The sequence below is a fragment of the Microcoleus sp. T3_D1 genome (assembly GCF_036700405.1).
In the GTDB taxonomy this organism is placed as follows: Bacteria; Cyanobacteriota; Cyanobacteriia; order Cyanobacteriales; family Microcoleaceae; genus Microcoleus.
This window is the reverse complement of record NZ_JAUBOV010000036.1, coordinates 1-24,669: the sequence shown is the minus strand read 5'-3', so window position 1 is coordinate 24,669 and position 24,669 is coordinate 1. Positions and strand designations below refer to the sequence as shown.

The 24,669-nt window shown below is 46.2% G+C and carries 25 protein-coding genes; 12 read left to right on the top strand and 13 right to left on the bottom strand.

Annotated features, from left to right (window positions below):
- Positions 1–143: 143 nt before the first annotated feature.
- Both QT992_RS17430 and QT992_RS17425 read right to left on the bottom strand, forming a co-directional pair.
- Entirely contained in the window at positions 144–995 is an 852-nt protein-coding gene (locus tag QT992_RS17430; RefSeq protein WP_445251123.1) for an ABC transporter permease, read from the bottom strand.
- Positions 996–1,176: 181 nt separating this feature from the next.
- Positions 1,177–1,737 (bottom strand): hypothetical protein, encoded by a 561-nt coding sequence (locus QT992_RS17425; protein WP_333339083.1) that lies wholly within the window; start codon positions 1,735–1,737, stop codon positions 1,177–1,179.
- Between the two features lie 71 nt (positions 1,738–1,808).
- Here QT992_RS17425 and ruvB point away from each other — a divergent pair, with 71 nt between their 5' ends.
- Both ruvB and QT992_RS17415 read left to right on the top strand, forming a co-directional pair.
- On the top strand, positions 1,809–2,897 hold the full coding sequence (gene ruvB, locus QT992_RS17420) for a Holliday junction branch migration DNA helicase RuvB (protein ID WP_333316849.1): 1,089 nt from the start codon (positions 1,809–1,811) through the stop codon (positions 2,895–2,897).
- A gap of 12 nt (positions 2,898–2,909) precedes the next feature.
- Positions 2,910–3,473 (top strand): Uma2 family endonuclease, encoded by a 564-nt coding sequence (locus QT992_RS17415; protein ID WP_333339086.1) that lies wholly within the window; start codon positions 2,910–2,912, stop codon positions 3,471–3,473.
- A 259-nt stretch (positions 3,474–3,732) separates the two neighbouring features.
- Here the strand turns inward: QT992_RS17415 and QT992_RS17410 are convergent, their stop codons facing one another.
- Positions 3,733–5,064: a TAXI family TRAP transporter solute-binding subunit gene (locus QT992_RS17410; RefSeq protein ID WP_333377377.1), complete on the bottom strand. Its 1,332-nt coding sequence runs from the start codon at positions 5,062–5,064 to the stop codon at positions 3,733–3,735.
- Between the two features lie 553 nt (positions 5,065–5,617).
- Complete coding sequence (locus QT992_RS17405; protein ID WP_333316843.1) at positions 5,618–6,949, bottom strand: TAXI family TRAP transporter solute-binding subunit; 1,332 nt, start codon at positions 6,947–6,949, stop codon at positions 5,618–5,620.
- Positions 6,950–7,245: 296 nt separating this feature from the next.
- Between QT992_RS17405 and recN the strand changes: the two genes are divergently transcribed.
- From recN to QT992_RS17360, 9 genes are all read left to right on the top strand, one after another.
- Positions 7,246–9,000, top strand: coding sequence for a DNA repair protein RecN (gene recN / locus QT992_RS17400; protein ID WP_333339094.1), 1,755 nt, complete (start codon positions 7,246–7,248; stop codon positions 8,998–9,000).
- Positions 9,001–9,596: 596 nt separating this feature from the next.
- A complete protein-coding gene (locus QT992_RS17395; RefSeq protein WP_333316839.1) occupies positions 9,597–12,779 on the top strand; it encodes a GAF domain-containing protein in 3,183 nt (1,060 codons plus the stop codon).
- Between the two features lie 745 nt (positions 12,780–13,524).
- Positions 13,525–14,073: an inorganic pyrophosphatase gene (locus QT992_RS17390; RefSeq protein WP_333316837.1), complete on the top strand. Its 549-nt coding sequence runs from the start codon at positions 13,525–13,527 to the stop codon at positions 14,071–14,073.
- Between the two features lie 161 nt (positions 14,074–14,234).
- The gene (locus QT992_RS17385) at positions 14,235–15,542 is read left to right on the top strand and encodes a serine/threonine-protein kinase (protein WP_333339097.1); all 1,308 of its coding nucleotides are present in this window, start codon (positions 14,235–14,237) and stop codon (positions 15,540–15,542) included.
- Positions 15,543–15,685: 143 nt separating this feature from the next.
- The gene (locus QT992_RS17380) at positions 15,686–17,191 is read left to right on the top strand and encodes a serine/threonine-protein kinase (protein ID WP_333316833.1); all 1,506 of its coding nucleotides are present in this window, start codon (positions 15,686–15,688) and stop codon (positions 17,189–17,191) included.
- Entirely contained in the window at positions 17,188–17,400 is a 213-nt protein-coding gene (locus tag QT992_RS17375; RefSeq protein WP_333339101.1) for a hypothetical protein, read from the top strand. Before QT992_RS17380 ends, QT992_RS17375 begins: the two co-directional genes overlap by 4 nt.
- Positions 17,401–17,438: 38 nt before the next feature.
- The gene (locus QT992_RS17370) at positions 17,439–17,951 is read left to right on the top strand and encodes an inorganic diphosphatase (protein WP_006634582.1); all 513 of its coding nucleotides are present in this window, start codon (positions 17,439–17,441) and stop codon (positions 17,949–17,951) included.
- A gap of 517 nt (positions 17,952–18,468) precedes the next feature.
- Complete coding sequence (locus QT992_RS17365; RefSeq protein ID WP_333339104.1) at positions 18,469–19,377, top strand: MBL fold metallo-hydrolase; 909 nt, start codon at positions 18,469–18,471, stop codon at positions 19,375–19,377.
- Positions 19,378–19,397: 20 nt separating this feature from the next.
- A complete protein-coding gene (locus tag QT992_RS17360) occupies positions 19,398–19,964 on the top strand; it encodes a diheme cytochrome C (protein ID WP_333339106.1) in 567 nt (188 codons plus the stop codon).
- A 232-nt stretch (positions 19,965–20,196) separates the two neighbouring features.
- Here the strand turns inward: QT992_RS17360 and QT992_RS17355 are convergent, their stop codons facing one another.
- From QT992_RS17355 to QT992_RS17320, 8 genes are all read right to left on the bottom strand, one after another.
- On the bottom strand, positions 20,197–20,622 hold the full coding sequence (locus QT992_RS17355) for a hypothetical protein (protein ID WP_333316825.1): 426 nt from the start codon (positions 20,620–20,622) through the stop codon (positions 20,197–20,199).
- The gene (locus QT992_RS17350; RefSeq protein ID WP_333316823.1) at positions 20,609–20,833 is read right to left on the bottom strand and encodes a hypothetical protein; all 225 of its coding nucleotides are present in this window, start codon (positions 20,831–20,833) and stop codon (positions 20,609–20,611) included. Before QT992_RS17350 ends, QT992_RS17355 begins: the two co-directional genes overlap by 14 nt.
- A 15-nt stretch (positions 20,834–20,848) precedes the next feature.
- Entirely contained in the window at positions 20,849–20,947 is a 99-nt protein-coding gene (locus QT992_RS17345; RefSeq protein ID WP_333101671.1) for a BrnA antitoxin family protein, read from the bottom strand.
- A complete protein-coding gene (locus tag QT992_RS17340; RefSeq protein ID WP_333316920.1) occupies positions 20,928–21,086 on the bottom strand; it encodes a hypothetical protein in 159 nt (52 codons plus the stop codon). The genes QT992_RS17345 and QT992_RS17340 overlap by 20 nt, the downstream gene beginning before the upstream one ends.
- Before the next feature lie 23 nt (positions 21,087–21,109).
- Complete coding sequence (locus tag QT992_RS17335; protein ID WP_333316821.1) at positions 21,110–21,670, bottom strand: Uma2 family endonuclease; 561 nt, start codon at positions 21,668–21,670, stop codon at positions 21,110–21,112.
- A gap of 46 nt (positions 21,671–21,716) precedes the next feature.
- On the bottom strand, positions 21,717–21,911 hold the full coding sequence (locus QT992_RS17330; RefSeq protein ID WP_333316819.1) for a hypothetical protein: 195 nt from the start codon (positions 21,909–21,911) through the stop codon (positions 21,717–21,719).
- A complete protein-coding gene (locus QT992_RS17325; RefSeq protein WP_333339112.1) occupies positions 21,908–22,129 on the bottom strand; it encodes a hypothetical protein in 222 nt (73 codons plus the stop codon). Before QT992_RS17325 ends, QT992_RS17330 begins: the two co-directional genes overlap by 4 nt.
- 113 nt (positions 22,130–22,242) lie before the next feature.
- Entirely contained in the window at positions 22,243–22,374 is a 132-nt protein-coding gene (locus tag QT992_RS17320) for a hypothetical protein (protein WP_333316815.1), read from the bottom strand.
- Positions 22,375–22,588: 214 nt separating this feature from the next.
- Between QT992_RS17320 and QT992_RS17315 the strand changes: the two genes are divergently transcribed.
- Complete coding sequence (locus tag QT992_RS17315) at positions 22,589–23,146, top strand: HPP family protein (RefSeq protein WP_333316813.1); 558 nt, start codon at positions 22,589–22,591, stop codon at positions 23,144–23,146.
- A 143-nt stretch (positions 23,147–23,289) separates the two neighbouring features.
- Here the strand turns inward: QT992_RS17315 and QT992_RS17310 are convergent, their stop codons facing one another.
- Positions 23,290–24,426, bottom strand: coding sequence for a phosphodiester glycosidase family protein (locus tag QT992_RS17310; protein ID WP_333339117.1), 1,137 nt, complete (start codon positions 24,424–24,426; stop codon positions 23,290–23,292).
- Between the last annotated feature and the right edge of the window lie 243 nt (positions 24,427–24,669).

The window sequence follows — 24,669 nt, the reverse complement described above, 5'->3', positions numbered from 1 at the left end:
TGATATTATGTCCGCTCGAACTAAAAATAGGTTTGTAGTGAGTACGACCGTCCTCTGATTTTTATGAGGACTTGCATTCCGATGCTGCAAACACCTTTATGGGGATTTTAGATTGAAGAATTGACTTTAGCTCTAAAACAAATTTACAGCACGTCAGCAAAAGCGGGACGCAAACGCCGGTAAACTGCCAAACCCCCACAAAATATAGCAGCAGAAATTAGCGTGGCGACACCCCATTCGCCCCAATGCTTAACTTCTCCAAGCAGTATGAGGTCTCGATAAACCTCGGAGATGGCGGCCATTGGATTCAGCCAAAATATCCACGCTCGCCACTCTTGGGGGATGATTGATGCTGGGTAGACGATCGGCGTCAAATAAAACCAAAAATTTAGAATAACACCTAATGTCTGAGGAATGTCTCGCAAAAATACAGTCAAGCCCGCTGTCAAATATCCCAAACCAGCAGTTATCAGCAACTGAGGTATCCACACCAGCGGCAGCAAGCATAAAGTAGCGTTGAGCTTTTGCGACGACACTGCTACTATCACGATCAAAGCTGCTAAACCCAGAGAACTTTCAAGAAAAGCTGTAAAAATCGGCACTAGAGGCAGCAAACCGAGAGGAAATACCACTTTTTTTACTAAATTCGGCTGCCCCACCACCGATACTGCCGACTTGATCAAGCCACTGGTGAAGGCAGTCCAAGGCAGCAAACCTGCAAACAACCAGACTCCAAATGTAATGTCGCTGTTTTCTGGGAAGCCTGCAAGGCTCAGCTTTACCTTGAGGACGATCGAAAATACATAAGTGTAAATCACCAATTGCGATAGCTGATTCAGCAGCGGCCACAAATTGCCCAGAATCGAGCCTTTGTATTGAGATTCCAAGTCCCGGCGCACCAATGTTGCCAGCAGATTCAGCTTCGCCCACCGCCGGGACGTACTTGCGGGCAGCCTGCCGCGCACCCTTCGGGCCTTTTGGGCAACTCCTTTCACCGTTCTCAGCAATTTTTTCGCCCTCGTTCACTCGCTTCACACCTAAATCAACTCAAGCTACAATTGTGCAGCTTTTGCTAAACCGCAATTATTCCACAGCCTTGTCGTTTTGATCAAGGATCTGCCACCCTGGCTTGGGCTTCTTCGTTCTTTCTTCTTTCCCCTTCCTTCGGAGGTTATTTTACAGCGCCGATCGCACTGCCGAACCGATCGCCCGTTTTTGCTCGTCGTCGTAGCCCCACCGCTGGAAAAATTTTTCATACTCGCCCTTGGCACTGTGCAAACTTTCTAGCATTTGCGACGCTATAGTTTGACAGGCCGGCATTTGCAGGATTTGAATTAAATTGCGCGATCGCTCCTGCACTCTAGCAGAATCGGCCGCCATTTCCTCCTTTTGCTGGCGAGAATGATGTACAACCATTGCCGCCGACATCGCCAAATTTTTCACCAGCAGTTCTGCTACGATCTCAGGAGCCGATCGCAGCGCCTCGACTACTCCGGGTGACGGGTGATCTGCCTCCTCTCCATCGTCCGTTAGATAGGTGACAAAAAACCCCCTAGCACCGTTCTGTGTTTTCACCAGAGATGTAACAGCTTGCTGGATGTCGGCTTGTAAAAGTCGTGAAGCGTAGCTATCCCGTAGGGAATCGGCCTCCATGAACGACAGTAAAGATTGAGTCAGCTCGATCGCCCCCTCAAAAGTTATGCTTTCCGATGCTAATAAAGAAGATGGAATACTCATAACGAACTCAATAATTTTAAAGATTCTGCTAACAATTGTAAACACTTCCCGCTGCCCGATCGCAAATAAATATGGCTATTATCTCCTCCAAACAACAGCCCCCCGACCCAAATCTACCCGAAGACATAGCCCCGGCCCGTCGCAAAAAAGCCGCCAAACCCCAGGCGGAATCATTGCTAGAATCGCAAGAACTACCCGACGAAATCAACAGCAAACAAGACGACAAAATCCGACCCCAGCGGTTAGCTGAATACATCGGGCAAAAAGACTTGAGAGAAGTTTTGGCGATCGCAATTGCAGCAGCCAAATCTCGCGGCGAACCTATGGATCACCTGTTACTATACGGGCCGCCCGGGTTGGGAAAAACCACAATGTCGCTAATTTTAGCTGCAGAAATGGAAGTTGAATGCAAAATCACCACCGCCCCAGCCTTAGAAAAACCGCGAGATATTGTCGGATTGCTGATCAACCTCAAAGCAGGCGACGTGCTGTTTATCGACGAAATTCACCGCTTATCTAAAGTTACAGAAGAAATCCTCTATCCGGCGATGGAAGACTGTCGGTTAGATATTACGATCGGTCAAGGAAAAACCGCCAAAATCCGCAGCATACCCCTGAAACCCTTTACCTTAGTAGGAGCAACCACAAAAGTCGGATCGCTGACATCTCCATTGCGCGATCGCTTCGGCTTGATCCAAAGATTGCGCTACTACGAAATAGACGAACTTAGTCTAATTGTCCAAAGAACCGCCCAAGTTCTCGACACTCAAATCACCCCAGAAGGAGCCACAGAAATTGCCCGCCGAGCTCGCGGAACCCCCCGCATCGCTAACCGCTTGCTGCGGCGAGTTAGAGACTACAGCGAAGTCAAAAATTTAAAGCCAATTGATGCCGAAGTGGCCTCACTTGCCCTGGAATTATTCAACGTCGATCCGCTAGGTTTAGATTGGACAGATCGGCGCATTTTGACAGCAATGATTGAGAACTTTAACGGCGGCCCAGTGGGCTTAGAAACCCTCGCAGCTTCTACAGGAGAAGACACTCAAACCATTGAGGATGTATACGAACCATACTTAATGCAAATCGGATTTTTGCAGCGGACAAATCGCGGGAGAATGGTAACTATTGCTGCTAGAAAACACTTAGGTTTTATGGAATAAAAGGAGTAAAAAATGGTACAAATACAAACAAAAACACTAAGTTTATCAGAGTTTCTAAAACTACCAGAAACAGAACCAGCTAGCGAGTATATCAACGGTCAAATCATCCAAAAACCTATGCCACAAGGAAAACATAGCAGGATTCAAGGTGAATTAGTCCCAGCGATCAATGTCGTAGTTAAAAAGCCGAAAACTGCCTTAGCTTTTCCAGAATTGCGGTGTACTTTTGACGGCAGATCGATCGTGCCAGATGTCACAGTATTTACTTGGGACAGAATACCACTTGATGAAAATGGGGATGTTGCGAATGTATTTGAAACTTACCCTGATTGGACAATTGAAATTCTCTCTCCAGGCCAGAGTCAAACTAAAGTAACTGGGAATATTTTACACTGTCTGAAAAACGGCACTAAAATGGGTTGGCTCATCGATCCGATGGTGCGCTCGATCTTAATTTATCCCCCTGGCAAGCAACCGGAAATTTTAGCAAAACCCGAAGAATTGTTACCCGTTCCAGATTGGGCAGCAGAATTGCGGCTGACGGTAGGAGATTTGTTTGGGTGGTTGAAACTATAGCCGAAGTCAGTTGACAGTTGACTGTTGACAGTTGACTGTTGACAGTTGACTGTTGACAGTTGACTGTTGGCTGTTGGCTAATGACTAATGACTAATAACTAATAACTAATAACTAATAACTAATGACTGATAACTCCTCTTATAAATTAAGTAGGGTGTGCAGGGCGCACCTTACCGCTATAAGTAGTGTGAAACCAATTTTGGCATCCAGGAATGAACTAATAACCAATAACCAATAACTAATAACTCCTAAGATAAATTATTTTTCCATCTTTTTTACATCCGTAAAATCCGCTTTTAAATCATGGGAAACCAGCGACAAATTCCGCAAAGCTTTTTCTCGATCGCTCGCAATTTTTAGAGCTGTTTCCCAAGTAAAAGTAAAAGAATGAAAAGAATCCGCATCAATTCTATCTTCATCCAAATCCGCCATAACTTGCTTAAAAATCTCAAACAACTCTTCTTGCAACCGATCTATTTCCTCAAAACTTCCGGCTTGGCGGCTTCTTTGAATCAAATTTAGAATAATCAAATTAAACTTGTCAGCTCGATTTTTTTGTTTCTGCAAAAAGCGCGATCGCAACTGCCAAAGCCAAGAAACAAAAAGAGTGACCAACGAAAAAGACAAGCCGATAACATCGGAATTTGCTGCAAAAAAATCCGGCTTTTCGCGATCGTAATAAGCCTGAGCGCCCTCATGTACGGGCAAAGCCAAACCGCCACTTTCCGACGGCTGACTAATCATGGCCGCCAAAGAATTAGCAGCTACCAAATTGCGGCGGTGCTCGAACAAAATCCGCGTAATTTCCTTAACTATTACCGGATCGACATCCTCATGAACCAACAGAGTAGCCTGCACCTCAACGCTAGGCAAATCCACATCTGGTACTGCGGGAGCGGCCTTGTAAGTACCCTTAGGAATCAAGTGATCTTCCAGATAAGGCCACTTAATTTTCATCGCCGCCGCTTGGTCGATGGGCACCAATTTGCCCCGCGTATTTTGCAGCAAATCGCTAAGCGCATCGCTCCCCAGAGGTTGCACCCGAAAAATAGCATCCGCCTCGCCGCTAGCAAACAACTTAGTAGCCTCAGTCCAAGAGCCAGGAGTAGACTTAAAATCGCTTGGTTTCAAACCGTAATGTTTGCTGACCAACCAAAAAGAACTATAAGAACCGCTGCCTTGAGCCATCAGCGCAATATGTTTTCCTTTTAAATCAGAAACGCTTTCAATTCCCGACTGTTCCGAAACAATTAAATGAAAAACTTCCTTAAACAAAGAAGCAATTACCCGCGCTTGGGGCACAGCAGCCGTATCGTTCTGGACAATAGCTAACTGAGCCTCATTTGCCTCAAGCCGGCGCATATTTTCGTCAGAGCCTTCAGTCTCAACAACTTTAATCCGCAGGCGCGGATTTTGTTGCATAACTACCTCAGCAATTGCTTGTCCGAAAGGATAATAATAGCCTGTCTTGGTTCCAGTCGCCAGGGTTAATTCATAGACTCGCTGCTTGTCTTTGTGCACCTCCCAGCCAAAAACTCCAATCAGGACAACGCTTACTAGAGCAACGGGAAGCAGAAATTTATTTTGCATAGAGGTTGAGACTCGTTAGAATGGCAAAATCAAAAGTATTCTCGATGAAAATGAAAATAGGACTCGGAAAATTCGACGCGCCCGATTGTGGAGGAGCCAATAGCCAATTCCCTGTTTGGCCGATGCTTTTAGGCCCCATCCGATGGGGGATTTCCCATAGGGAATTTTAGATTAAGATTACCACTCAATCTAAAATATACAATCTAAAATCTAAAATTGTCCGATGCTTTTAGGCCCAATGCCCAATTCCCAATTCCCAATTCCCAATTCCCAATTCCCCATTCCCATGTTACTATAGCAATCCTAAATCATTTGCATAATTCTTGTAGGGGCCATCCCACGCCCGGTTGCCCGATAGATAGGGGGTAGGCAAAGAAAGGCACTACCCCTACGAATTTATCTGAATCATTTAGGATTGCTATAATAACTTATAACTCCTCTTATAAATTAAGTAGGGTGTACAGGGCGAACCTTACCGCTATCGGTAGGGTGAAACCACTTTTTGCATCCAGGAATGAACCAATAACCAATAACTACTAACTGCTAATATAAATTAGTTTTCCATCTTTTTTACATCCGTAAAATCAGCTTTTAAATCATGGGAAACCAGCGACAAATTCCGCAAAGCTTTTTCTCGATCGCTCGCAATTTTTAGAGCTGTTTCCCAAGTAAAAGTAAAAGAATGAAAAGAATCCGCATCAATTCTATCTTCATCCAAATCCGCCATAACTTGCTTAAAAATCTCAAACAACTCTTCTTGCAACCGATCTATTTCCTCAAAACTTCCGGCTTGGCGGCTTCTTTGAATCAAATTTAGAATAATCAAATTAAACTTGTCAGCTCGATTTTTTTGTTTCTGCAAAAAGCGCGATCGCAACTGCCAAAGCCAAGAAACAAAAAGAGTGACAAACGAAAAAGACAAGCCGATAACATCGGAATTTGCTGCAAAAAAATCCGGCTTTTCGCGATCGTAATAAGCCTGAGCGCCCTCATGTACGGGCAAAGCCAAACCGCCGCTTTCGGACGGCTGACTAATCATGGCCGCCAAAGAATTAGCAGCTACCAAATTGCGGCGGTGCTCGAACAAAATCCGCGTAATTTCCTTAACTATTACCGGATCGACATCCTTGCGAACCAACAGAGTAGCCTGCACCTCAACGCTAGGCAAATCCACATCTGGTACTGCGGGAGCGGCCTTGTAAGTACCCTTAGGAATCAAGTGATCTTCCAGATAAGGCCACTTAATTTTCATCGCCGCCGCTTGGTCGATGGGCACCAATTTGCCCCGCGTATTTTGCAGCAAATCGCTAAGCGCATCGCTCCCCAGAGGTTGCACCCGAAACATAGCATCAACCTCGCCGCTAGCAAACAACTTAGTAGTCTCAGCCCAAGAGCCAGTAGTAAACTGAAAATCGCTTTGTTTCAAACCGTAATGTTTGCTGACCAACCAAAAAGAACTGTAAGAAGTGCTGCCTTGCTCCCTCAGCGCAATATGTTTTCCTTTTAAATCAGAAACACTTTCAATCCCCGACTGTTCCGAAACAATTAAATGAAAAACTTCCTTAAACAAAGAAGCAATTACCCGCGCTTGGGGCACTGCCCCCGTAGTGTTCAGGGCAATAGCTAACTGAGCCTCATTTGCCTGAATCCGGCGCATATTTTCGTCACCGCCTTGAGTCTCAACAACTTTAATCCGCAGGCGCGGATTTTGTTGCATAACTACCTCAGCAATTGCTTGTCCGAAAGGATAATAATAGCCTGTCTTGCTTCCCGTCAGTAGGGTTAATTCATGGACTCGCTGCTTGTCTTTGTACACATCCCAGCCAAAAACTCCAATCAGGACAACGCTTAATAGAGCAACGGGAAGCAGAAATTTATTTTGCATAGAGGTTGAGACTCGATCAATAATGGCAAAATCCAAAGTATTCTAGTTAAAAATAAAAATGGGACTCGGAAAATTCGACGCGCCCCATAGTGGAGGAGCCAATAGCGAATTCCCTGTTTGGTCGATGCTTTTAGACCCCATCCGATGGGGGATTTCCCATAGGGGATTTTAGATTAAGATTACCACTCAATCTAAAATATACAATCTACAATCTAAAATTGTCCGATGCTTTTAGGCACAATGCCCAATTCCCAATTCCCAATTCCCAATTCCCAATTCCCTATTCCCCATTCCTCATGTTAATATCCCTCAGAATAGAAAACTTTGCCTTAATTGACTGCCTGGATCTAGAATTTGGCCCGAGTTTGAACGTATTTACAGGGGAAACCGGCGCTGGTAAATCGATTATCCTAGATGCGATCGATGCAGTGTTGGGCGGGAAAGTCGATCGCCGATCGATTCGCACCGGAGCAACGCGGGCAATATTGGAAGCTACCTTTGAACTGGACAAAGCTTCCGCAAGATGGCTGGGCGAGCAAGAAATCGAACCCATAGACGGAAATTTAGCCGTTTGCAGCCGGGAAATTAACGCATCGAGCGGTGCTCTACGCAGCCGATCGCGCTTGAACGGAATTCTCGTCAACCGCCAGTTAATGGATCAACTGCGCGATCGGCTTGTCGAAATTACCGCCCAAGGCCAAACCGTCCACCTCGGACAAGAAACCCTCCAGCGAGAATGGCTCGATTTATACGGCGGCAAAAAGCTCACTGAAGCGCGATCGATCGTCGCCTCCGCGTGGCTGGGAGCCAACAGCGCCAAAACCGCCCTCAAACGCAGGCGTCAGTCGGAACAGCAGCGACTGCAAAGACTTGATTTGTTAGAATACCAAGTCCGAGAACTCGGCGAAGCCCATATCGAAAACGCCGACGAACTCGAACAGCTAGAACACGAATCAATCCGGCTAGGCCACGTCGTCGAATTGCAGCAGCAGAGTTACCAAGTCCACCAAGCCCTGTACCAAAACGATGGCGACAGCGCATCAGCCGCCGACTTGTTGAGCAAAGCCGAAGTAATTTTAAGCGACATGGCGGTTTACGATGTGCAGTTGCAACCAATCCTAGAAATGGTCAGCGATGCTTTAGCTCAAGCCACAGAAGCCAGCCGGCAAATTAGTAGCTACGGCGAACAATTAGAAGCAGATCCCGAAAGACTCGAAGAAGTAGAAGATCGGATTCGCGAACTCAAACAAATTTGTCGCAAATACGGGCCGCTCAAAGAAGCGATCGCCTACTACCAAAGCATTCAAAACGAACTAAATGAACTTTTAGAAGGAGGCGAGTCAATGGAAGCCTTAGAACTCGCATATCAGACCGCTTTAGAGCAATTAAAAGACGCTTGCAGCCACCTCACCACCCTGCGACGCGAAGCAGCCCTCAAACTAGAAACGCACCTCGTAGGAGAACTTAAGCCGTTAGCAATGGAAAAAGTGCAATTTCAAGTCGAGATCTCGCCTTGTACCCCAACCGCTACGGGTGCAGACCAAATCGCCTTTTGTTTCAGCCCCAATCCGGGCGAACCTTTGCAACCTTTGGGCGCGATCGCCTCTGGGGGAGAAATGAGCCGCTTTCTACTCGCTATCAAAGCCTGTTTTTCCCAAATAGAAAGTGCCGGTACGTTGATTTTTGACGAAATCGACGCCGGAGTCTCCGGGAGAGTCGCTGGGGCGATCGCTAAAAAACTCTACCAACTTTCCGACAAACACCAAGTTCTCTGCGTCACCCACCAGCCGCTGATCGCCGCGATGGCTGATTTTCATTTTCGCGTCAACAAACAGACGATCGAAGCAGAACCAAGTATCGGCGAACCTGCAGCCGACTCCGAACCAGTCGAACGCACAGTAGTCAGAGTTGCCGCTCTCAACAGTGACCAGCGGCGGGAAGAACTCGCCCAACTCGCCAGCGGCCGCTCAGCAACAGAAGCCATCGCCTTCGCCGAATCCCTGCTTGTCGAAGCCGCCGGATTGCGCCAAACTCAGTCGGCCCAACCCTGATCGCACCCTCAAGCCGATCGGGGGGCCAAAAGGCGGAGTTTTTTCCGAGTCGGAGGTTACACTAAAAATGTCAACCGCAAATTTTACAAAAAAAAGCTGAAAACCCCGTGAATTTAGTGGGCTGAAAGCTAAGAGCAGCAAAATAGAGATAAATTCTAGTTAAAAACCACAATTGTGTAGAGAAGGGCACACATCACTAGCAACAGATAGTGTCACAATTGCGGCTAGTCCCACAAGACCACCCCTCTTTCAGCAGTCATCCCGCCAGTACGCATTCTTCTGCGGGCGATCGGCTCAAAGATCGCCAGAACCTACTTAAACCAGGTACGCACAATGTCAAAATCAGTTAATAAACCCTTTAAACAAGATTCGCGATCTCTAAAAAGATTGCAGCACTCCCACCGCCTCGTTACTCTCCCACCCTCCCTTGGGCAGCAAGGCCAACTGAATTTCCCTTGCCTTGTGGCCGGAGTTCTGTAAACTGGGAAATACTTTCACACATAATTGAGTTTTGTGCGACAAGTGACTCACTAATCAACTTCCCCGCTCTCTTGGCTTAGAGACTAACCCTTACACTTAAGCTTCTGTAAAGGTCTATGAAATCTGCATCTTCCACCAATTACTCTTCTCTAGACAACGTGATTGATGTCGCTGTTGTCGGCGGTGAAAATCATCATCAGGAACGCTATCCTGCCCCGGAAATTAGGAGCAGTGCAATTATCCCGCGCCAAGGAAACCTCTCCGGCATTCTCGACCTTCTAAATAAGCAAAGTTTCACAGTAGTAGTTAAGGAAGTAGAAGACAAACTTAAGGTTGTCAATCAAACCCTGGGAATGCTCGACAATATCCTGGAGAGCGAGGGATTTGATGCCATCCTCAACGAGATGTTGCAGTCGATTACCCTCAAAACAGGGGAATTGCTGAATGCCGATCGCAGCACGATATTTTTATTAGACGACGAAAAAAATGAACTATGGGCGATCGTAGCTAAAGACGAAAATGGCAAAAACCTAGAAATCCGAGTTCCGGCCCACGTGGGCATTGCGGGAGAAGTAGCCACGTTCCAAAAAGTGGTTAATATCCCTTACGATTTTTACAACGACGAACGATCGGCTAACGCAAAAAAAACTGATGAAAAAACGGGCTACCGCACTTATACAATGCTGGCAATGCCCCTAATTAATGAAGACACAAAAGAGTTAGTAGCAGTTGTTCAACTGATTAATAAACTCAGACCCAATCACGAAAAATACCCGACTTTAGACGAACAAATAGACAGGCACGGATTTACTAAAGAAGACGAACAAGTTTTTAAAGAATTTGCTCCCTCGATTCGCCTAATTCTAGAATCTTCCAAATCTTTCTACGCAGCAACTCAGAGACAACGAGCTGCAACGGCGCTGATGAATGCCGTCAATGCTCTTTCTCAGAGCAGTTTAGACTTAGAAGATACCCTAAAAAGGGTGATGGATCAGGCCCAAGAACTCATGAACGCCGATCGCAGCACCCTGTGGCTGATCGACGAAGAGAAAGACGAACTGTGGACGAAAATCCCGATGGGCGGCAACCTTAAAGAAATTCGCATACCCAGAACCGCCGGTTTTGCAGGCATCGTCGCCCAATCTAGCGAACCGCTGCTGATTCCCTTTGATGTGTACGACGACCCCCGCGCCGCCACTTCCAAAGAAGTAGATCAAAAGTCGGGCTACCGCACTTGCAGTATGCTTTGTATGCCAGTATTTAACTCGGACAAAAAATTGATTGGCGTCACCCAATTAGTTAATAAAAAACGACAAGGAGAATTCCCGCCCTACAACCCGGAAGATTGGCCTCACGCCCCGGAACAGTGGAAAGCGAGTTTCAATCGCAACGACATGGAATTTATGAAGGCGTTTAACATCCAAGCAGGAGTCGCGCTGCAAAACGCCAAACTGTTTGCCGAAGTCAAACAGCAAGAACAAAGACAAAAAGATATGCTACACGCCTTGACTAACGGCGTGATTTCTACAGATAAAAAAGGCAATATAGTAGCAACCAATCCCAGTGCCAAAAACTTACTGGGTGTCAGCGATGCAGAATTAGCCGAAGGTCAATCTTTGCGCGACTTAATTAAGTTAGAAAAAGGCGATTTTGCCAAATGGTTTGATGCTTCTTTGTCTCCCGAAGACGAGAACGACCGCCAGCAGTATTACCCAGATCAAGTTTTGCTGACCTTGGAAGGAGAAGGGCAGAGTATCAATCTCTCGATTAATTCAATGACCGACGCTACCGACCCCAGCAAGGTCAACGGCGCGTTAGTCGTCATGGAAGATATTAGCAGCGCCAAGCAAATCAAAAACTTGATGTACCGTTACATGACTCCAGAAGTAGCCGAAGCGCTTTTAGCTTCAGGCGATACAGGATTGGGCGGTAAGCGCAAAAACGTTTCGGTGCTGTTCTCAGACATTCGCAGCTATACCACACTTACGGAAAAATTGCAAGCCGAAGAAGTGGTAGTGATGCTGAATAAATATTTTGAAGTGATGGTAGATGTCGTATTCGAGTACGGAGGGACTCTCGACAAATACATCGGCGATGCTCTGATGGCAGTTTTTGGCTCTCCAGCGCCCCTAGAGGATCATGCTTGGTGCGCCATGCAAACGGCAGTGAAAATGCGCGAAAAACTGGCAGAGTTTAATGAAGATCGGGTGGCAAATGGCGAATTGCCGATCGGCATTGGTATGGGCGTACATTCCGATGAAGTTGTCAGCGGCAACATCGGTAGTAGCAAACGCATGGAATTGACTTCGATCGGAGACGGCGTAAACCTCGCCTCTCGCTTAGAAGGCGCTAGCAAGCAGTACGGCACCGACTTGATCATCAGCGACAATACTTACAGAGATTATGCCGATCGGCTGTACGTGCGAGAACTCGACTTTATTACTGTCAAAGGCAAAAGCGAACCCGTAATCGTTTACGAACTCGTCGGCATCCGCGAGGGATACTCGCCAGTGGGCAAGTCACTAACCGAAACACAGCAACAAATTATAGAACATTACACGAAGGGGCGCGAACATTACAAAACTCCAGTCAGGCAAAGACTTTCAGAAAGTGAGGTGAAAAACGTCTTAAAGGATGTCGCCGAAATGCCAGAGGCAGAGATTAAGAAACTGTCCTACAATCTAGAGCAACAGTTGGAACACGAACTCAAAAACCTGTTATATCAACTGAAAAAGCTGTCAGAGTACGACCCGAAAAACCTGTCCGAAGCAGACAAACTCATCGTACTGTTGCAGCCAGAAATCCAACTGCTGAAATTGGAAGGAATCAAAAACCTCTCGGAAGACGAAGCCAAAATGCTGCTGCAAGCAAAAATCAAGCCCCTATCAGCAGACGATATTAAATACTTGCAAGAAGGCGAAGTTAAAAAGCTGTTGGAAGCAGACATCTTAGAACCATCAAATCCCCAAATCAAGCGGCTGAAACCAGGAGAGATCAGGCAGCTATTGCAGGCGAAAATTAAAAGTCGGGCCTGCGAGACAGTTGCAGAAATGTTAGATGAGGAATTTGAAAACCTGGGACTCGATCGGGTGAAAAAACTGCTGAGCGAGTTTAAGAAAGCCTTAGAACCAAAAGCCAAGCAAGCTTTTACAGACGCCAAACGCGAATTTAACGCCGTTCTGGAAGTTGACCCGAAAAACAAGGCAGCTAAATTGCACGTCGATCGCTGTATGTTATTTCAGCATAGTTTTTCAGACGTACTCAACTGGGATGGTGTGTGGAATCTCACAGAAAAATAGCAGTAGCCCACAGCAAATGCTGGCGGTGGCGTCAGGGTTCGGGGCGGGGGCGATCGCGATCGGGGGTGCGCCTCCCATCCCACCACCAATTAACCTTAATATCCTATTGAGGTAATTGTAAATAAGCTCCAACAGGTATTATGGTTATCAGGAAGATGGGTTTAAAACCCTGTCCTTTTAGGACGGCTTTGTATTAAAATGCTGAAGACTCAAAGGATCTTTAGGCTCAAGACACGTTGAAACAGCTACGATGAGAGCTCTCCTTAAAGACAGCTAGAAGGGCAATGGTTGACTCTAACCCGGAAGGCAAGAGTAAAAGTCGCCTAGCGGGCATTGGGAGACTTTAAACGGACAGGGAGGGACTGTAAGACTACTTCGGTAGCAAGACCCGATGAACTGTCAAGAATCACCGCTGAAGAGAACGGGCGTGAGTATGTCAAATAACCGGATTTGAATTTGCCAGCGAGATGCCGGGGTTTCGCCCTACGTGTTTCGTTCGCACTACCTACCGCAACAAACTTAGCACTTCTATTATTTGAAGCGCTTAAAAATAGTTATGACGGGCGGCAGCGTTACCCGGTTTCTGAGAAAAATCTTGGAGAAAGGCGACGAAAAATCCGCTCAAAAACCGGGTTTCTCACCCCGCCCGCGTAAGTCTTAATAGCGTTAGTGGCTCCTAAAAAGAGCTGACTTCGCAGATAGTCAATGTTCTAGTCTTAGATATAGAAAACCACTAGCGTCAGTTATGGATAATTGGAATTCGCAATCGGGAGATGTTGAGTGGGTAGATCAGGTTTACCAACTATTGCTGGAGATTGCTCGGAGCTCGCTGTCAGATATCCCCAGAATCCCGGAAAACATCACTGTTAAGGCTATCCCTTTGATCCAGAAGGTACAAAGCATTCAGCAAAGACCTGACGGGCAAGTGTTCAAATCAGGTTCCTTTTCAGTAAACGATCGCGAATGGGTCGATCGAGTCTGCCAACTATTGGTAGAACTAACCAGCGCCTCTTTGTCCGAACAGCCCAAAATGCCGGAAAACCTTGCAGGCAGATCTTTAGCCCTCGCCGATCGAGCACAAAAAATTAAAGAAGATATCGAAGAAAATGCAGCCCAAACCCCAGCAGATGAAGAGGACAATTCTTTACAGTCTCCAGACGCGCTGCTTTCCCTCTTGCACCACAGTTTGAAAACTCAGCGCGCCAAAAGCTACAACCCCGATGCCCCCGAATGGCAGCAAGTCTTGAGTCTGCTCGACGTAGTGCAGTCAATTTACAAGCAAATCCAAAATTAAATTCAAGCTTAACTCAGGGGCATCTTCCGCAGTGCGAGATCGATCGCTCTTAAAGGCAGTTGGTCTTTGACATAAAAAATTTTTTGCCCTAGCCCGAACATTTCCGATTATTGCACTTTTGTCAATTACACTAGGTTTAATCGGTTCTAGGGCAAGAGAACATGAGCGGACAAAACATCGGCGATTTGTCAAAAGAAATATTAGCCGATCGCTATCAGTGCGATCGGCGGCTCGGCAAGCAAGCAGGAAGGCAAACCTTACTCGCCCGCGACTTAAAAACCCAAAAGCAAGTAGTAGTCAAACTCCTGTCATTCAGCAGCGACTTTAACTGGGAAGACTTAAAACTGTTCCAGCGAGAAGTCGAAACCTTAAAATCCCTATCCCATCCCGCAATTCCCCGATATCTCGACTCCTTTGAAATCGACACGCCCAAGCGCAAAGGATTCGCCCTAGTTCAGACTTACATCGCAGCCAAATCCCTACAAGAATATCTCTCAGACGGCCGCACCTTCAGCGAAAGAGAAGTCAAACAATTAGCCACAGCATTATTAGACATTCTCGCCTACCTGCACCAGCGACAGCCCCCAGTCATTCACCGCGACATTAAACCCAGCAATATCTTACTCAAGAATCGATCGGGAAACAGCGTCGGCGAAGTCTACCTAGTCGATTTCGGTGCAGTTCAAACCCTAGCAACGCAACAGGGAAAAACAGTCACCGTTGTCGGAACATATGGCTATATGCCGCCCGAACAATTTGGCGGGAGAGCAGTTCCAGCTTCCGACTTGTACAGCTTGGGAGCAACATTAATCGCCTTAATTACCAAGCAGCATCCTGCAGATTTGCCACAGCAAGATTTGCAGATTGAATTCGAGCAATTCACCAAATTAAGTTCCGGTTTTACCAATTGGCTGAAGTGGATGACGCATCCCAGTTTAGAATGCCGTCCCGCCTCAGTCCAAATAGCTAAAGAAGTTCTAGAAAAACCACAGGAAATAAATAAATATTCCCAGACATTGAGACTGGGAAAAACGCTAGATACCTCTAGGTTGTTCAAGAATGCGATCGGGCGCAGCACTTGGATGGGCACTCTAGGTGTAGGAGCTTGTGCAGCAATTTACGGCACATTTATTTTTCCGGTAGTGGCGACAATTTTCGGAGGATTAATCGGTCTTCTTCTGGGCTTGCTGCTGGGGTTGGGGAACGGAATAATCGTAGGAATTGTGACGCGCTTGTGGTTTTTTCCCCTAACTAATCCCAAACTTCACCGACAGGTTTTAACTGCAATTAGTATCGTACTCTGTACCTCGACAAGCATCGTCTACTTTCGGATAATGGATTGGAATAAGCTAAACGACTTGAGTGTTGAGATTGTTTTCGTGCTAGCACCGTCCCTAATTGCAGGACTGTCAATGGGGGCAAGTAGCAAGTCTATTGCCCGGTGGTATCAAAAAGAAAGTGGACTGTAATCTAAAATTTACAGTTATGGACGCACTCCGACTCCTAGAAACCGGGTTTTTACGAAAAGCCACGTTACAACCGCCAGACTCGCTAAAAAACCCGGTTTCTGAACCCCGACGTTCCCCTCACACTCAAATTCATGTAAAAAAATATGACCAGCAAAATATTAGCAGAACGCTACGAAGTGCAGCGACAACTAGGAAAACAAACTGGTCGCCAAACGCTGCTGGCTCGTGACTTACAAACTCAAGAATTAGTTGTCATCAAACAGCTATTCCTCGGCAGCGATTTTGAATGGCAAGACCTCAAGCTATTTGAACGGGAAGCGGAAACTTTAAAAGCACTTTGTCACCCAGCAATTCCGCGCTACCTCGATTACCTGGAAATTGACGAACTAAACAGTAAAAGCTTTGCGCTGGTACAGACTTATGTAGAGGGAAAAACTTTGCAAGAGCATTTGCGATCGGGGCGGACTTTTAGCGAAAGCGAGGTGAAACAATTAGCTAAATCGCTGTTAGCAATTTTGAATTACTTGCACAAGCAAAATCCGCCTGTTATTCACCGTGACATTAAACCCAGTAATATTTTACTGCACAGCCGATCGGGTAACTCGGTCGGACAAGTTTATTTAGTTGATTTCGGTTCGGTGCAGAACCAAGCTGCAAAATTTGGCGGCACAATTACAGTAGTGGGAACTTACGGGTATATGGCACCCGAACAATTTGGCGGGCGCTCGGTTCCGGCTTCTGACCTCTACGGTTTAGGTGCAACTTTAATTTATTTGGTAACGGGTTTGCATCCCGCCGAACTGTCGCAGCAGGATTTGAAAATTCAATTTGCCGATCGGGTAACGCATCTCAATCCTAATTTAATAGATTGGCTGGAGTGGATGACAGAACCAAGTTTTTCCAAACGGTTATCTTCGGCTAGGGAAGCATGGCGAGGGCTTAAAAATCCCCGCCCGATCAACAAAAATCCTCTGGTGGTGCTGCAGCCACAAGGCAGCGATATTAAACTTACAAAAAAATCGGAATTTATAGAAATTGTAATTCCGCCCAAAGGCATCGGTTTTGGTTTAATTGCCACGCTTTCGGCTCTGGTATCTGCGAGTCCTGTCTCATTTATAGCAAGGGATATGTTGAGCGATGCGTTAAAGATAAATCCCCAATTTTTTATAATAATATCAGGAAGTTTGTTATGTATGGCAGGACTAAAGTTGATATTTGCACTATTTCGGGAAAGGCGTCTCAGAATCGATCGCCAGCAAATCTCCTGTAGCAGCCATCTACTGGGGTTGAGATGGAATCATGCCAAGCCATCTCCCAGGAACGAGATTTGCCAGTTGGAAATTCAACAACGTGAATATAGAAACAGCGGTATTGGTGTAAAAGTTATAAAAGTTATGATTTTTGCTTTTTCAATCCCTAGAGAGTTATATCAAGCGGCATCATTATTTATGCAGGAGAGCCACTCGGAAGTGAGATTAGGGAAAGTCTATCAGATGATAGTTCAAGCAGGCAACCACAAATATCAGTTAGGAGAGAAGGAGGGACTAAGTGAATCAGAAATCAAGTGGTTAGCAACAGAACTGAGCCAGTGGTTGAGATTGAAAATTCAAAGAACTTTGACAGACGGTCAAAAGAAGAGATCGATGTGAAAATATCTCCCTCGCCCAAACCAAGCATTCCCCTCTCAAATTGTGGGATGGGCGTCCCGCCCGTCCGCTCTCTCTTGTGTGGGATGGGCGTCCCGCCCGAAAGCGTGTATTCCCCCAGCCGGCGACACACTCGTCCGCTTTCGGTCAATCTCATGCAGCCGAAAGGCCCGATCGCCCGTAAAATGCTATCAAAGGGATTTGGCAAGTAGCACTCATCCCAATCATCTGTTAACTTGGAGATATTGTTGTGGACTTATCGCTAATTCCGGCACAGCCGAAACCAGGACTGCTCAACGTCCTCATCGAAATTACCGCCGGTAGCAAAAACAAGTACGAATTTGATAAAGACTTACAAGCCTTTGCTCTCGATCGGGTGCTTTCTTCCTCAGTCCAATATCCGTGCGACTACGGCTTCATACCCAATACCTTAGCCGATGATGGCGACCCCCTCGACGGCATGGTCATGATGGATGAGCCCACATTTCCAGGGTGCATTATCGCAGCCCGTCCGATCGGAATGCTGGAAATGATCGACGGAGGCGACAGGGACGAAAAACTTTTGTGCGTTCCCGACAAAGACCCCCGCTATGCTCACTATAAGTCCCTCAAAGACGTAGCCCCCCACCGCTTGGACGAAATAGCCGAATTTTTTAGAACCTACAAAAATTTGGAGAAAAAAGTCACGGAAATTCTGGGTTGGCAAGATGTCGATCAAGTCATGCCCTTAGTCGAAAAGTGCATCGCAGCCGATCGCAAATAAGTCCCTAGCCCGTACTCCTCGACTGCAACCCGACTAAAAACTCAGGAGGCCGAACTTAAGGCGATGCTGCACGTCAGGGGATGCAGTCGAGGAACGGGTGGCTAGAATGTCAAATCAGTCGTGTAATGCCGACTCACCGGAACAGCATTCCTCAAAACCCCATCCCGGCCCCAATCTTGAAAAAAATACTACTCCTAGAGTAAGATGAAGCGCAAATTCTACCCCAGAGGAATGCGTTCTACGTTTGAGGAAGTTTTACCCTAACACTTAGAGCGATCGGCGCTATCTTAATCTCAGAACACAGAACACGGCGGGCTGCCCGGATGATGCAACAAATCATCTCTCAAGCGTGACATCTCCTACACGAATCGGTAAGGTTGAGAATTCTAACAGCCCAAGTATTAGGCACTCGAATAGTTTCCCGATCGAGGGCTTTATTATAGTACAGATTGCTAAAAACTAAAAAGTAAAAACTAAGATTTCAACTCCCAAGTTCCAGCCCCCAAAACTAAAAAAAATGCCAGATTCCGCACCCTCTCTAGCCAATCCACAGCCTTCCGATCGCAAAGCCCCTATGGAAAATAGTCCTTTGACCGAGTTTGTCGTTCAGTTTTGGGGCGTGCGGGGCAGCATCGCCACCCCCGGCACCAAAACACTGCGCTACGGAGGGAACACCTCCTGTGTAGAAATGCGATTGGGCAAAAAACGCCTGATTTTTGACGGCGGTACGGGCCTGCGAGTTCTGGGCCTCAATCTGCTGCGGCAAATGCCGGTGGAAGCCCATATGTTTTTTAGTCACACTCACTGGGATCACATTCAAGGGTTTCCGTTCTTTACTCCCGCCTTTATCCCAGGGAACTGCTTTCATATTTACGGTGCGATCGCCCCCAACGGCACTACAATCAAACACCGTCTTGCCGACCAAATGGTGCACCCCAATTTCCCCGTCCCCATCCAGGTGATGCAGTCAGACCTCAAATTCAACGATTTGACGCCTGGGGATATTCTCGAACTCGACGATGTGAAAATAGAAACGGCACTGCTGAACCATCCCAACACCGCGATCGGATATCGAGTCACCTGGGAGGGACACACGGCCGTCTACTGCACCGATACAGAACATTTTCCCGATCGCCTGGACGACAATGTGGTACACCTAGCTCGGAACGCCGACGTGCTGATTTACGACGCCAACTACACCAACCAAGAGTATTACGACTTCAAAACCCCGAAAGTTGGCTGGGGACACTCGACTTGGCAAGCAGGAGTAGAAATAGCGAAAGCTGCTGGAGTCAAAAAAATCGTGATGTTTCACCACGATCCGGGCCACGACGACAATTTTCTCGATGGCGTAGAAGCAGACGTGCAAGCAGCGTTCGCCAATAGCTGCTTAGCCCGCGAAGGTATGAGCATACCAGTGATTTAACCAAAAATAAATTCAGAATTATGAAACAGGAAAAACCCCGCAAACGTCGCAGAGTAGGCTTGCGGGGGCTTTACTCAACGTTGGTATTGTTGATAATTATCTGCTGTACCTGCGGCGGATGGGTTGCAGATCAGACTGCCTACTCTCGCACTCCCGCGCGACTTGCTCAGGTTTCTTCGATCGAGGATAGTGGTACGGTCGATCGCATCCCCGAACGCTACCAACTCGGACAACAACTATACCTAGAAAACTGCGCCACCTGTCACATCGCTTTACCGCCGCAAGTCTTACCTACAGAAACCTGGCGCCGGTTGCTGCAAGATCCCCAACACTACGGACAAACCATCAAACTGCTAGTAGACCCGCCCCGCCTGCTAGTCTGGAACTACCTGCAAACTTTTTCCCGTCCCCAAGCCAAAGACGAAGAACTCGCCTACCGAGTCGCCAGTTCTCGCTATTTCAAAGCATTGCACCCCAAAGTCAAAATGTCACAACCCGCAAATATCAGCAGTTGTGTTACTTGTCACCCCGGCGCATCTAAATATAATTTCCGCAATCTTACCGCCGAGTGGCAAAACTCTCCGTAGGGAATGCAGGATTGAATCACAAACTATTGAGTAGGGGGGTTATGCGGGCAGATTAAGTTGTGGGTGTATCCCGCTAAGGCGGATGAAGAGATTTTAGGCCCACGGAAAGTCATTGTAATTATGTCATTCTGAGCGGAGTTTACTTGCAGAGCGTAGTGTCAATCTCGACTCAAAAAAATTAAGATTTTCCCATATCTATGCTGCAACCCACCATTTTATCATATTCATAATCTCAACTAGCCCTAAATTTAGGACACACTTCAAACGCCAACTGTGAACGATAAAAACAGACATCAAACTCCATAAAAAAGTTTAACTGGCCTAAAATAATAGGCGGATCGTTAGATTTAGCCCAAGCAAAAGCCAAACGAACAGGTGGAAAATCGCTAATTTGTCCCACAACAGCTAAACCCCTTGCTTCCACTGGCGCAAGATTACCTGCTAACGGAATTGAAAGCGTTTGCTCCTCCCAAACAGCTCCCAACGCTAAACCAACATGGTACGGTAAAACATTAAGACTCGATCCCGTATCCAACAAACCCACAGTCTCCGAAATACAATCCCGATAGCTTAAAGTTATGGGTACACAGGGAAAAAAATTAGTTTCTCCTGCTTGATTCCTTCGTTCGATAAAAGAAAATCGTTTAAAATTTCGCATTTTCTTTCGTTTCTTCTTGTTCTAATAAGCTCATTAATTTCTGGGCAGCATCACCATAATCATAAGGCGACCAAACACGATAACCCGCGCCATTATCCAATGGCTTTAACATTTCTTCTTTCGCCAATTCAGCCATTAAAAATTGCATTATTTGAAACTTCTCGGCCGGGGATAACTGCCGCAGTTGGTCTAATAATTCAAGATTTGACATAAAACGCCATTGAATTCATTTTTCAATCTTACCACGACCTTGAGGTTTAAACCACTCCAAAACATCACTGTCTATGCGTAAGGTGAGTTGAGCTTTAGTCTGAGGGTTGGGCAAACCTCGCCCAACTACTGCTAAGCGCAAACATTTTAGGCGTAATTTCAGGGCAATCAGATAAATCAATATCTCGATCGCTTATGGCATCGAGGCCTTGCGAGTCAGTTTGAGATTGGCTCGAAGTAAATTTGTTGTTCATATTTTGTGGCTGTAAAACACAAACTAAACAGGCAAAAACAATTCGGAAAAACTAATTTCAAGGTCAGGAAAAGCTAGCATTCTCATCACAGCATTATCTGCAACAACTGTCTCAGATTGATAGCCTCCCGGTGCAGGATTCCGATAAATATATGCCTCCCGCGCCGCTACATCTAAAATCCAATATTCAGGGATATTTGCTCTAGAATAAATCGGGGCTTTTTCCTGGCGGTCAATGTGTAATGTCGCGTAAGAAACTTCAATTAACAGCAAGATTTCGCTAGGATTTGGGTGATGGTCGCGATAATCTCCCGGATCGATACAAACAATAGCTATATTTGGTTCCGGTTCCGAAGTTGCTAAAGTAATTGGCAACTGCACGCGAATTAATGCTAAATCTCTTAGCAGGTGTTGTAGATATCGATCGCTGCGTTGGGTTGTAGCAGCATGGGGTGGAGTTTGTGCGCTCATTTCAACAATTCTCCCATCTAGCAATTCAATCTTATCACCTTCAGTGAGAATGCCAGCTTCAATCATGCGGTGATATTCTTCGACTGTCCAAGTTCTTTCTTTTGTTGCTGTCATAATCTTTGCCTGCAAAAGCTTACTTCATATTATAGTAATTGCCGATTCAATCAAAAAACACTGGTTTGTCCGGTGCTGGTCGAGCTCCCTTTTGAAAGCGTTCCCAAGACTGTTTTAATTGAGCAGGATCTGGATATTCGCGATCGTAAACCACCAGGACATTCGTCAAATTCCGTCCCGGCGGCAATAAAATCTGCCCTTGATGAGCCAAACCCACGGAAGCACCACCGTCCAAATTCATCGCTTCAAAACAGCCGTAGCACGGGCGAGGGCGGGACGCATCGCTTGCATAACCTTAGCTTCTGCTTCCAAAGACAAACTATCAAAAAAAATTATCAAAAATAACTTCTCTCTCGAAGTCGGAAAGCCGATCGCCGTTCTCGAACCCACGCCCACAACATGAGAATCTTTAAAACCTTCCGATAAAGGAGACAGCCAAACTTTCCCCCCTTTAACCAATCTCGGCCCGCAAGTCAAAGAAAACCAATATTGACTCCAATCCAGCTTACGCTTACTGGGCCTGGCACCTTACAAATAACCTCTCGCTTTACCCTCATCAATAACTCTGACGGCTAACGGTGAAGTTTTGCGGCTGCCGATAACGTCTGTTGCAACTGAGATGTTGCACCATTCTCAATAAGCTTTTTATGAACAGGCTTTCCGGCCTGTTCCACAAAAAAATTCACTCTTTGTGGAACAGGCATCTTGCCGGTTCCTGAGAATGGTGCAAGATGTGAGTTGCAAAACCCACCAAACTTGCTAGTCCGTTCCAACGGAGTGGTTAGCAGCAGCTTGAGCGGCATAGAAGTAAAAAATCTGTGCTTTTAACTACCTTTTGACCAATTGTTATGATATCTTAACTTTAGCGGAGGCTAGTTCAGGCAATTTAAGAAACCTGGTTATCAAGTAACCTGATTTATGATTGACCGTAAAAAAATTCAACTGAAATGGGAAAGTTATTGGTTTAAAACCCTTGGGAGATGGCGATCGTGTCCATTGGCCTGCCCAATAGACAGACCTCATCCTCGGCATATTTTTTGGAGTTTGATTGGCAGTTTTTTGGCAATTACTGCAACGTCCTATCTTGCTCTAAAAACTAATTCTCCTTTACTAATGGCTCCGTTTGGCGCTACAAGCGTTCTGATCTTTGGTGTCCCTGACAGCCCTTTGGCTCAACCCCGGAATGTCATTGGGGGCAATTTCTTCGCTGCTCTCATCAGTTTAATCATTCTGCATTTTCTCGGTTCTTCTCCCTGGGCGATGGGAATGGCTGTTTCTAGTGCGATCGGAATTATGCAGATTACCAGAACTCTACATCCGCCTTCGGGAGCAGTTGCCTTAGTCGTCATGATGACCCAACCAGACTGGAAATTTTTGCTAACACCTGCTTTTGAGGGTTCAATAATCTTGGTCTTGTGCGCCGTCATCTTTAATAATTTAGCGGCAGAAAGGACGTATCCCAACCACTGGTTATAGCATTATCTCTAATGATTTCATCCTTCCCTTGGGAGCACCACCCAAAATCTGGATGCTCCCTCGATTCCTTCTTCCTTCTTCGTTCTTTCCTCCATCCGTTACATCCCGATTCAGTGCGCGTTGCCGAACTTCCTTCTGCTAGATCAATCAAAAAACACTGATTTGTCCGGCGTTGGTCGAGAGCCCTTTTGAAAGCGTTCCCAGGACTCCTTTAACTGAGCCGGCGCTGGATATTGGCGATCGTAAACCACCAGCACATTCGTCAAATTCCGTCCCGGCGGCAATAAAATCTGCCCTTGATGAGCCAAACCCACCGAAGCGCCCCCGTCCAAATTCATGGCTTCAAAACAGCCGATCGCCCGCATAACATTAGCTTCTGCTTCCAAAGACAAACTATCAAGAAAAGTCACCAAAAATAACTTATCTCTCGAAGCCGGAAAGCCGATCGCCGTTCTCGAACCCACGCCCAAAACACCAGCATCTTTAAAACCTTCCGACAAAGGAGACAGCCAAACTTTCCCCCCTTTAACCAATCTCGGCCCGCAAGTCAGAGAAAACCAATGTTGACTCCAATCCGGCTTACCTTCAGTTCTAGCCGTCACCATTTCCAATTGATTTCCCGCTTTAATCCCCAAAGTCGTGCCGTAATTTTCCCATCGGCTGTATTTCAGAAACTTACCCGCCGCCACCATATTTCCCAGCACCGATTTCTGATCGTCTTTACCAAAAAAAGTCCCGTTAGCAACAACAGCAGCCCGGTAACGCGACACCATATTTTCAAAAGGTTCGTCGCCCCGCGTTACTTTAGAAGTATTAGCAAAATCTGCATTATTAGCTAACCCAATTGTGATATAATTTTCTGGGTCGGCGAGGTCAATAGTTGTGAGATAAAAACTTGCGCCAGCTACAGTTTTTATTCTGACTTGTACGGGTTTTGCTTGCTTAGCAGAACGTCTGATAATTTGAGGTTGAGACGGCTGCGTAGCAGGATAATTTTCGGGCGATTTTACAATAGGATTACTCGGCAGAGGTTGATTGGTTTTTGCCGATTTTACAATGGGATTGCTAGGAAGAGGTTGAGGAGTTTGATTTGATTGTATACTTGATAAAAAAGCGAGTGACTTTTGCCACAGTTGAGCCCCCAGAGTCAAGAAAGTATCTCGGTTTTTGGCGATCGCAAAATAGTCAGCCAAAACCCGCGCCAAAGCTATGCCCGTTAAAAATAAAAAAGTGCGCCGCAGCATCGGGCGACAACCTTCAGACTGTTTGCGTTTAGACATAAAAAATTTCTCAGTAATTCAATCTCAAATCGCGTGAAGCTAAGCTATCCCGTCGGGAATCGCTCTTTGTCACTCCCTCGATCGCGCAATTGCGATCGTACTCTAATTATTGCGCTAAGTTAAATATCATCAAGCATTTTGAAGTAATCTAATAAGGATGCTTTATCAGGGTAAGAGCATCTCAATTAGGCTTGACACAAGGACTCAGAAGAATCTAATGTAGGGTCAAGAAAACAAGAAAAG

What these genes read in the sequence shown, in the direction of transcription:
- QT992_RS17385 (WP_333339097.1), top strand. Translation starts at nt 14,235, where the DNA reads ATGAGCGGACAAAACATCGGCGATTTGTCAAAAGAAATATTAGCCGAT.
- QT992_RS17365 (WP_333339104.1), top strand. Translation starts at nt 18,469, where the DNA reads ATGCCAGATTCCGCACCCTCTCTAGCCAATCCACAGCCTTCCGATCGC.
- QT992_RS17355 (WP_333316825.1), bottom strand. Translation starts at nt 20,622, where the DNA reads ATGCGAAATTTTAAACGATTTTCTTTTATCGAACGAAGGAATCAAGCA.
- ruvB (WP_333316849.1), top strand. Translation starts at nt 1,809, where the DNA reads ATGGCTATTATCTCCTCCAAACAACAGCCCCCCGACCCAAATCTACCC.
- QT992_RS17410 (WP_333377377.1), bottom strand. Translation starts at nt 5,064, where the DNA reads ATGCAAAATAAATTTCTGCTTCCCGTTGCTCTAGTAAGCGTTGTCCTG.
- QT992_RS17395 (WP_333316839.1), top strand. Translation starts at nt 9,597, where the DNA reads ATGAAATCTGCATCTTCCACCAATTACTCTTCTCTAGACAACGTGATT.
- QT992_RS17390 (WP_333316837.1), top strand. Translation starts at nt 13,525, where the DNA reads ATGGATAATTGGAATTCGCAATCGGGAGATGTTGAGTGGGTAGATCAG.
- QT992_RS17360 (WP_333339106.1), top strand. Translation starts at nt 19,398, where the DNA reads ATGAAACAGGAAAAACCCCGCAAACGTCGCAGAGTAGGCTTGCGGGGG.
- QT992_RS17330 (WP_333316819.1), bottom strand. Translation starts at nt 21,911, where the DNA reads ATGAATTTGGACGGTGGTGCTTCCGTGGGTTTGGCTCATCAAGGGCAG.
- QT992_RS17405 (WP_333316843.1), bottom strand. Translation starts at nt 6,949, where the DNA reads ATGCAAAATAAATTTCTGCTTCCCGTTGCTCTATTAAGCGTTGTCCTG.
- QT992_RS17340 (WP_333316920.1), bottom strand. Translation starts at nt 21,086, where the DNA reads ATGAACAACAAATTTACTTCGAGCCAATCTCAAACTGACTCGCAAGGC.
- QT992_RS17315 (WP_333316813.1), top strand. Translation starts at nt 22,589, where the DNA reads ATGATTGACCGTAAAAAAATTCAACTGAAATGGGAAAGTTATTGGTTT.
- QT992_RS17320 (WP_333316815.1), bottom strand. Translation starts at nt 22,374, where the DNA reads ATGCCTGTTCCACAAAGAGTGAATTTTTTTGTGGAACAGGCCGGAAAG.
- QT992_RS17350 (WP_333316823.1), bottom strand. Translation starts at nt 20,833, where the DNA reads ATGTCAAATCTTGAATTATTAGACCAACTGCGGCAGTTATCCCCGGCC.
- QT992_RS17335 (WP_333316821.1), bottom strand. Translation starts at nt 21,670, where the DNA reads ATGACAGCAACAAAAGAAAGAACTTGGACAGTCGAAGAATATCACCGC.
- QT992_RS17380 (WP_333316833.1), top strand. Translation starts at nt 15,686, where the DNA reads ATGACCAGCAAAATATTAGCAGAACGCTACGAAGTGCAGCGACAACTA.
- QT992_RS17415 (WP_333339086.1), top strand. Translation starts at nt 2,910, where the DNA reads ATGGTACAAATACAAACAAAAACACTAAGTTTATCAGAGTTTCTAAAA.
- QT992_RS17425 (WP_333339083.1), bottom strand. Translation starts at nt 1,737, where the DNA reads ATGAGTATTCCATCTTCTTTATTAGCATCGGAAAGCATAACTTTTGAG.
- QT992_RS17310 (WP_333339117.1), bottom strand. Translation starts at nt 24,426, where the DNA reads ATGTCTAAACGCAAACAGTCTGAAGGTTGTCGCCCGATGCTGCGGCGC.
- recN (WP_333339094.1), top strand. Translation starts at nt 7,246, where the DNA reads ATGTTAATATCCCTCAGAATAGAAAACTTTGCCTTAATTGACTGCCTG.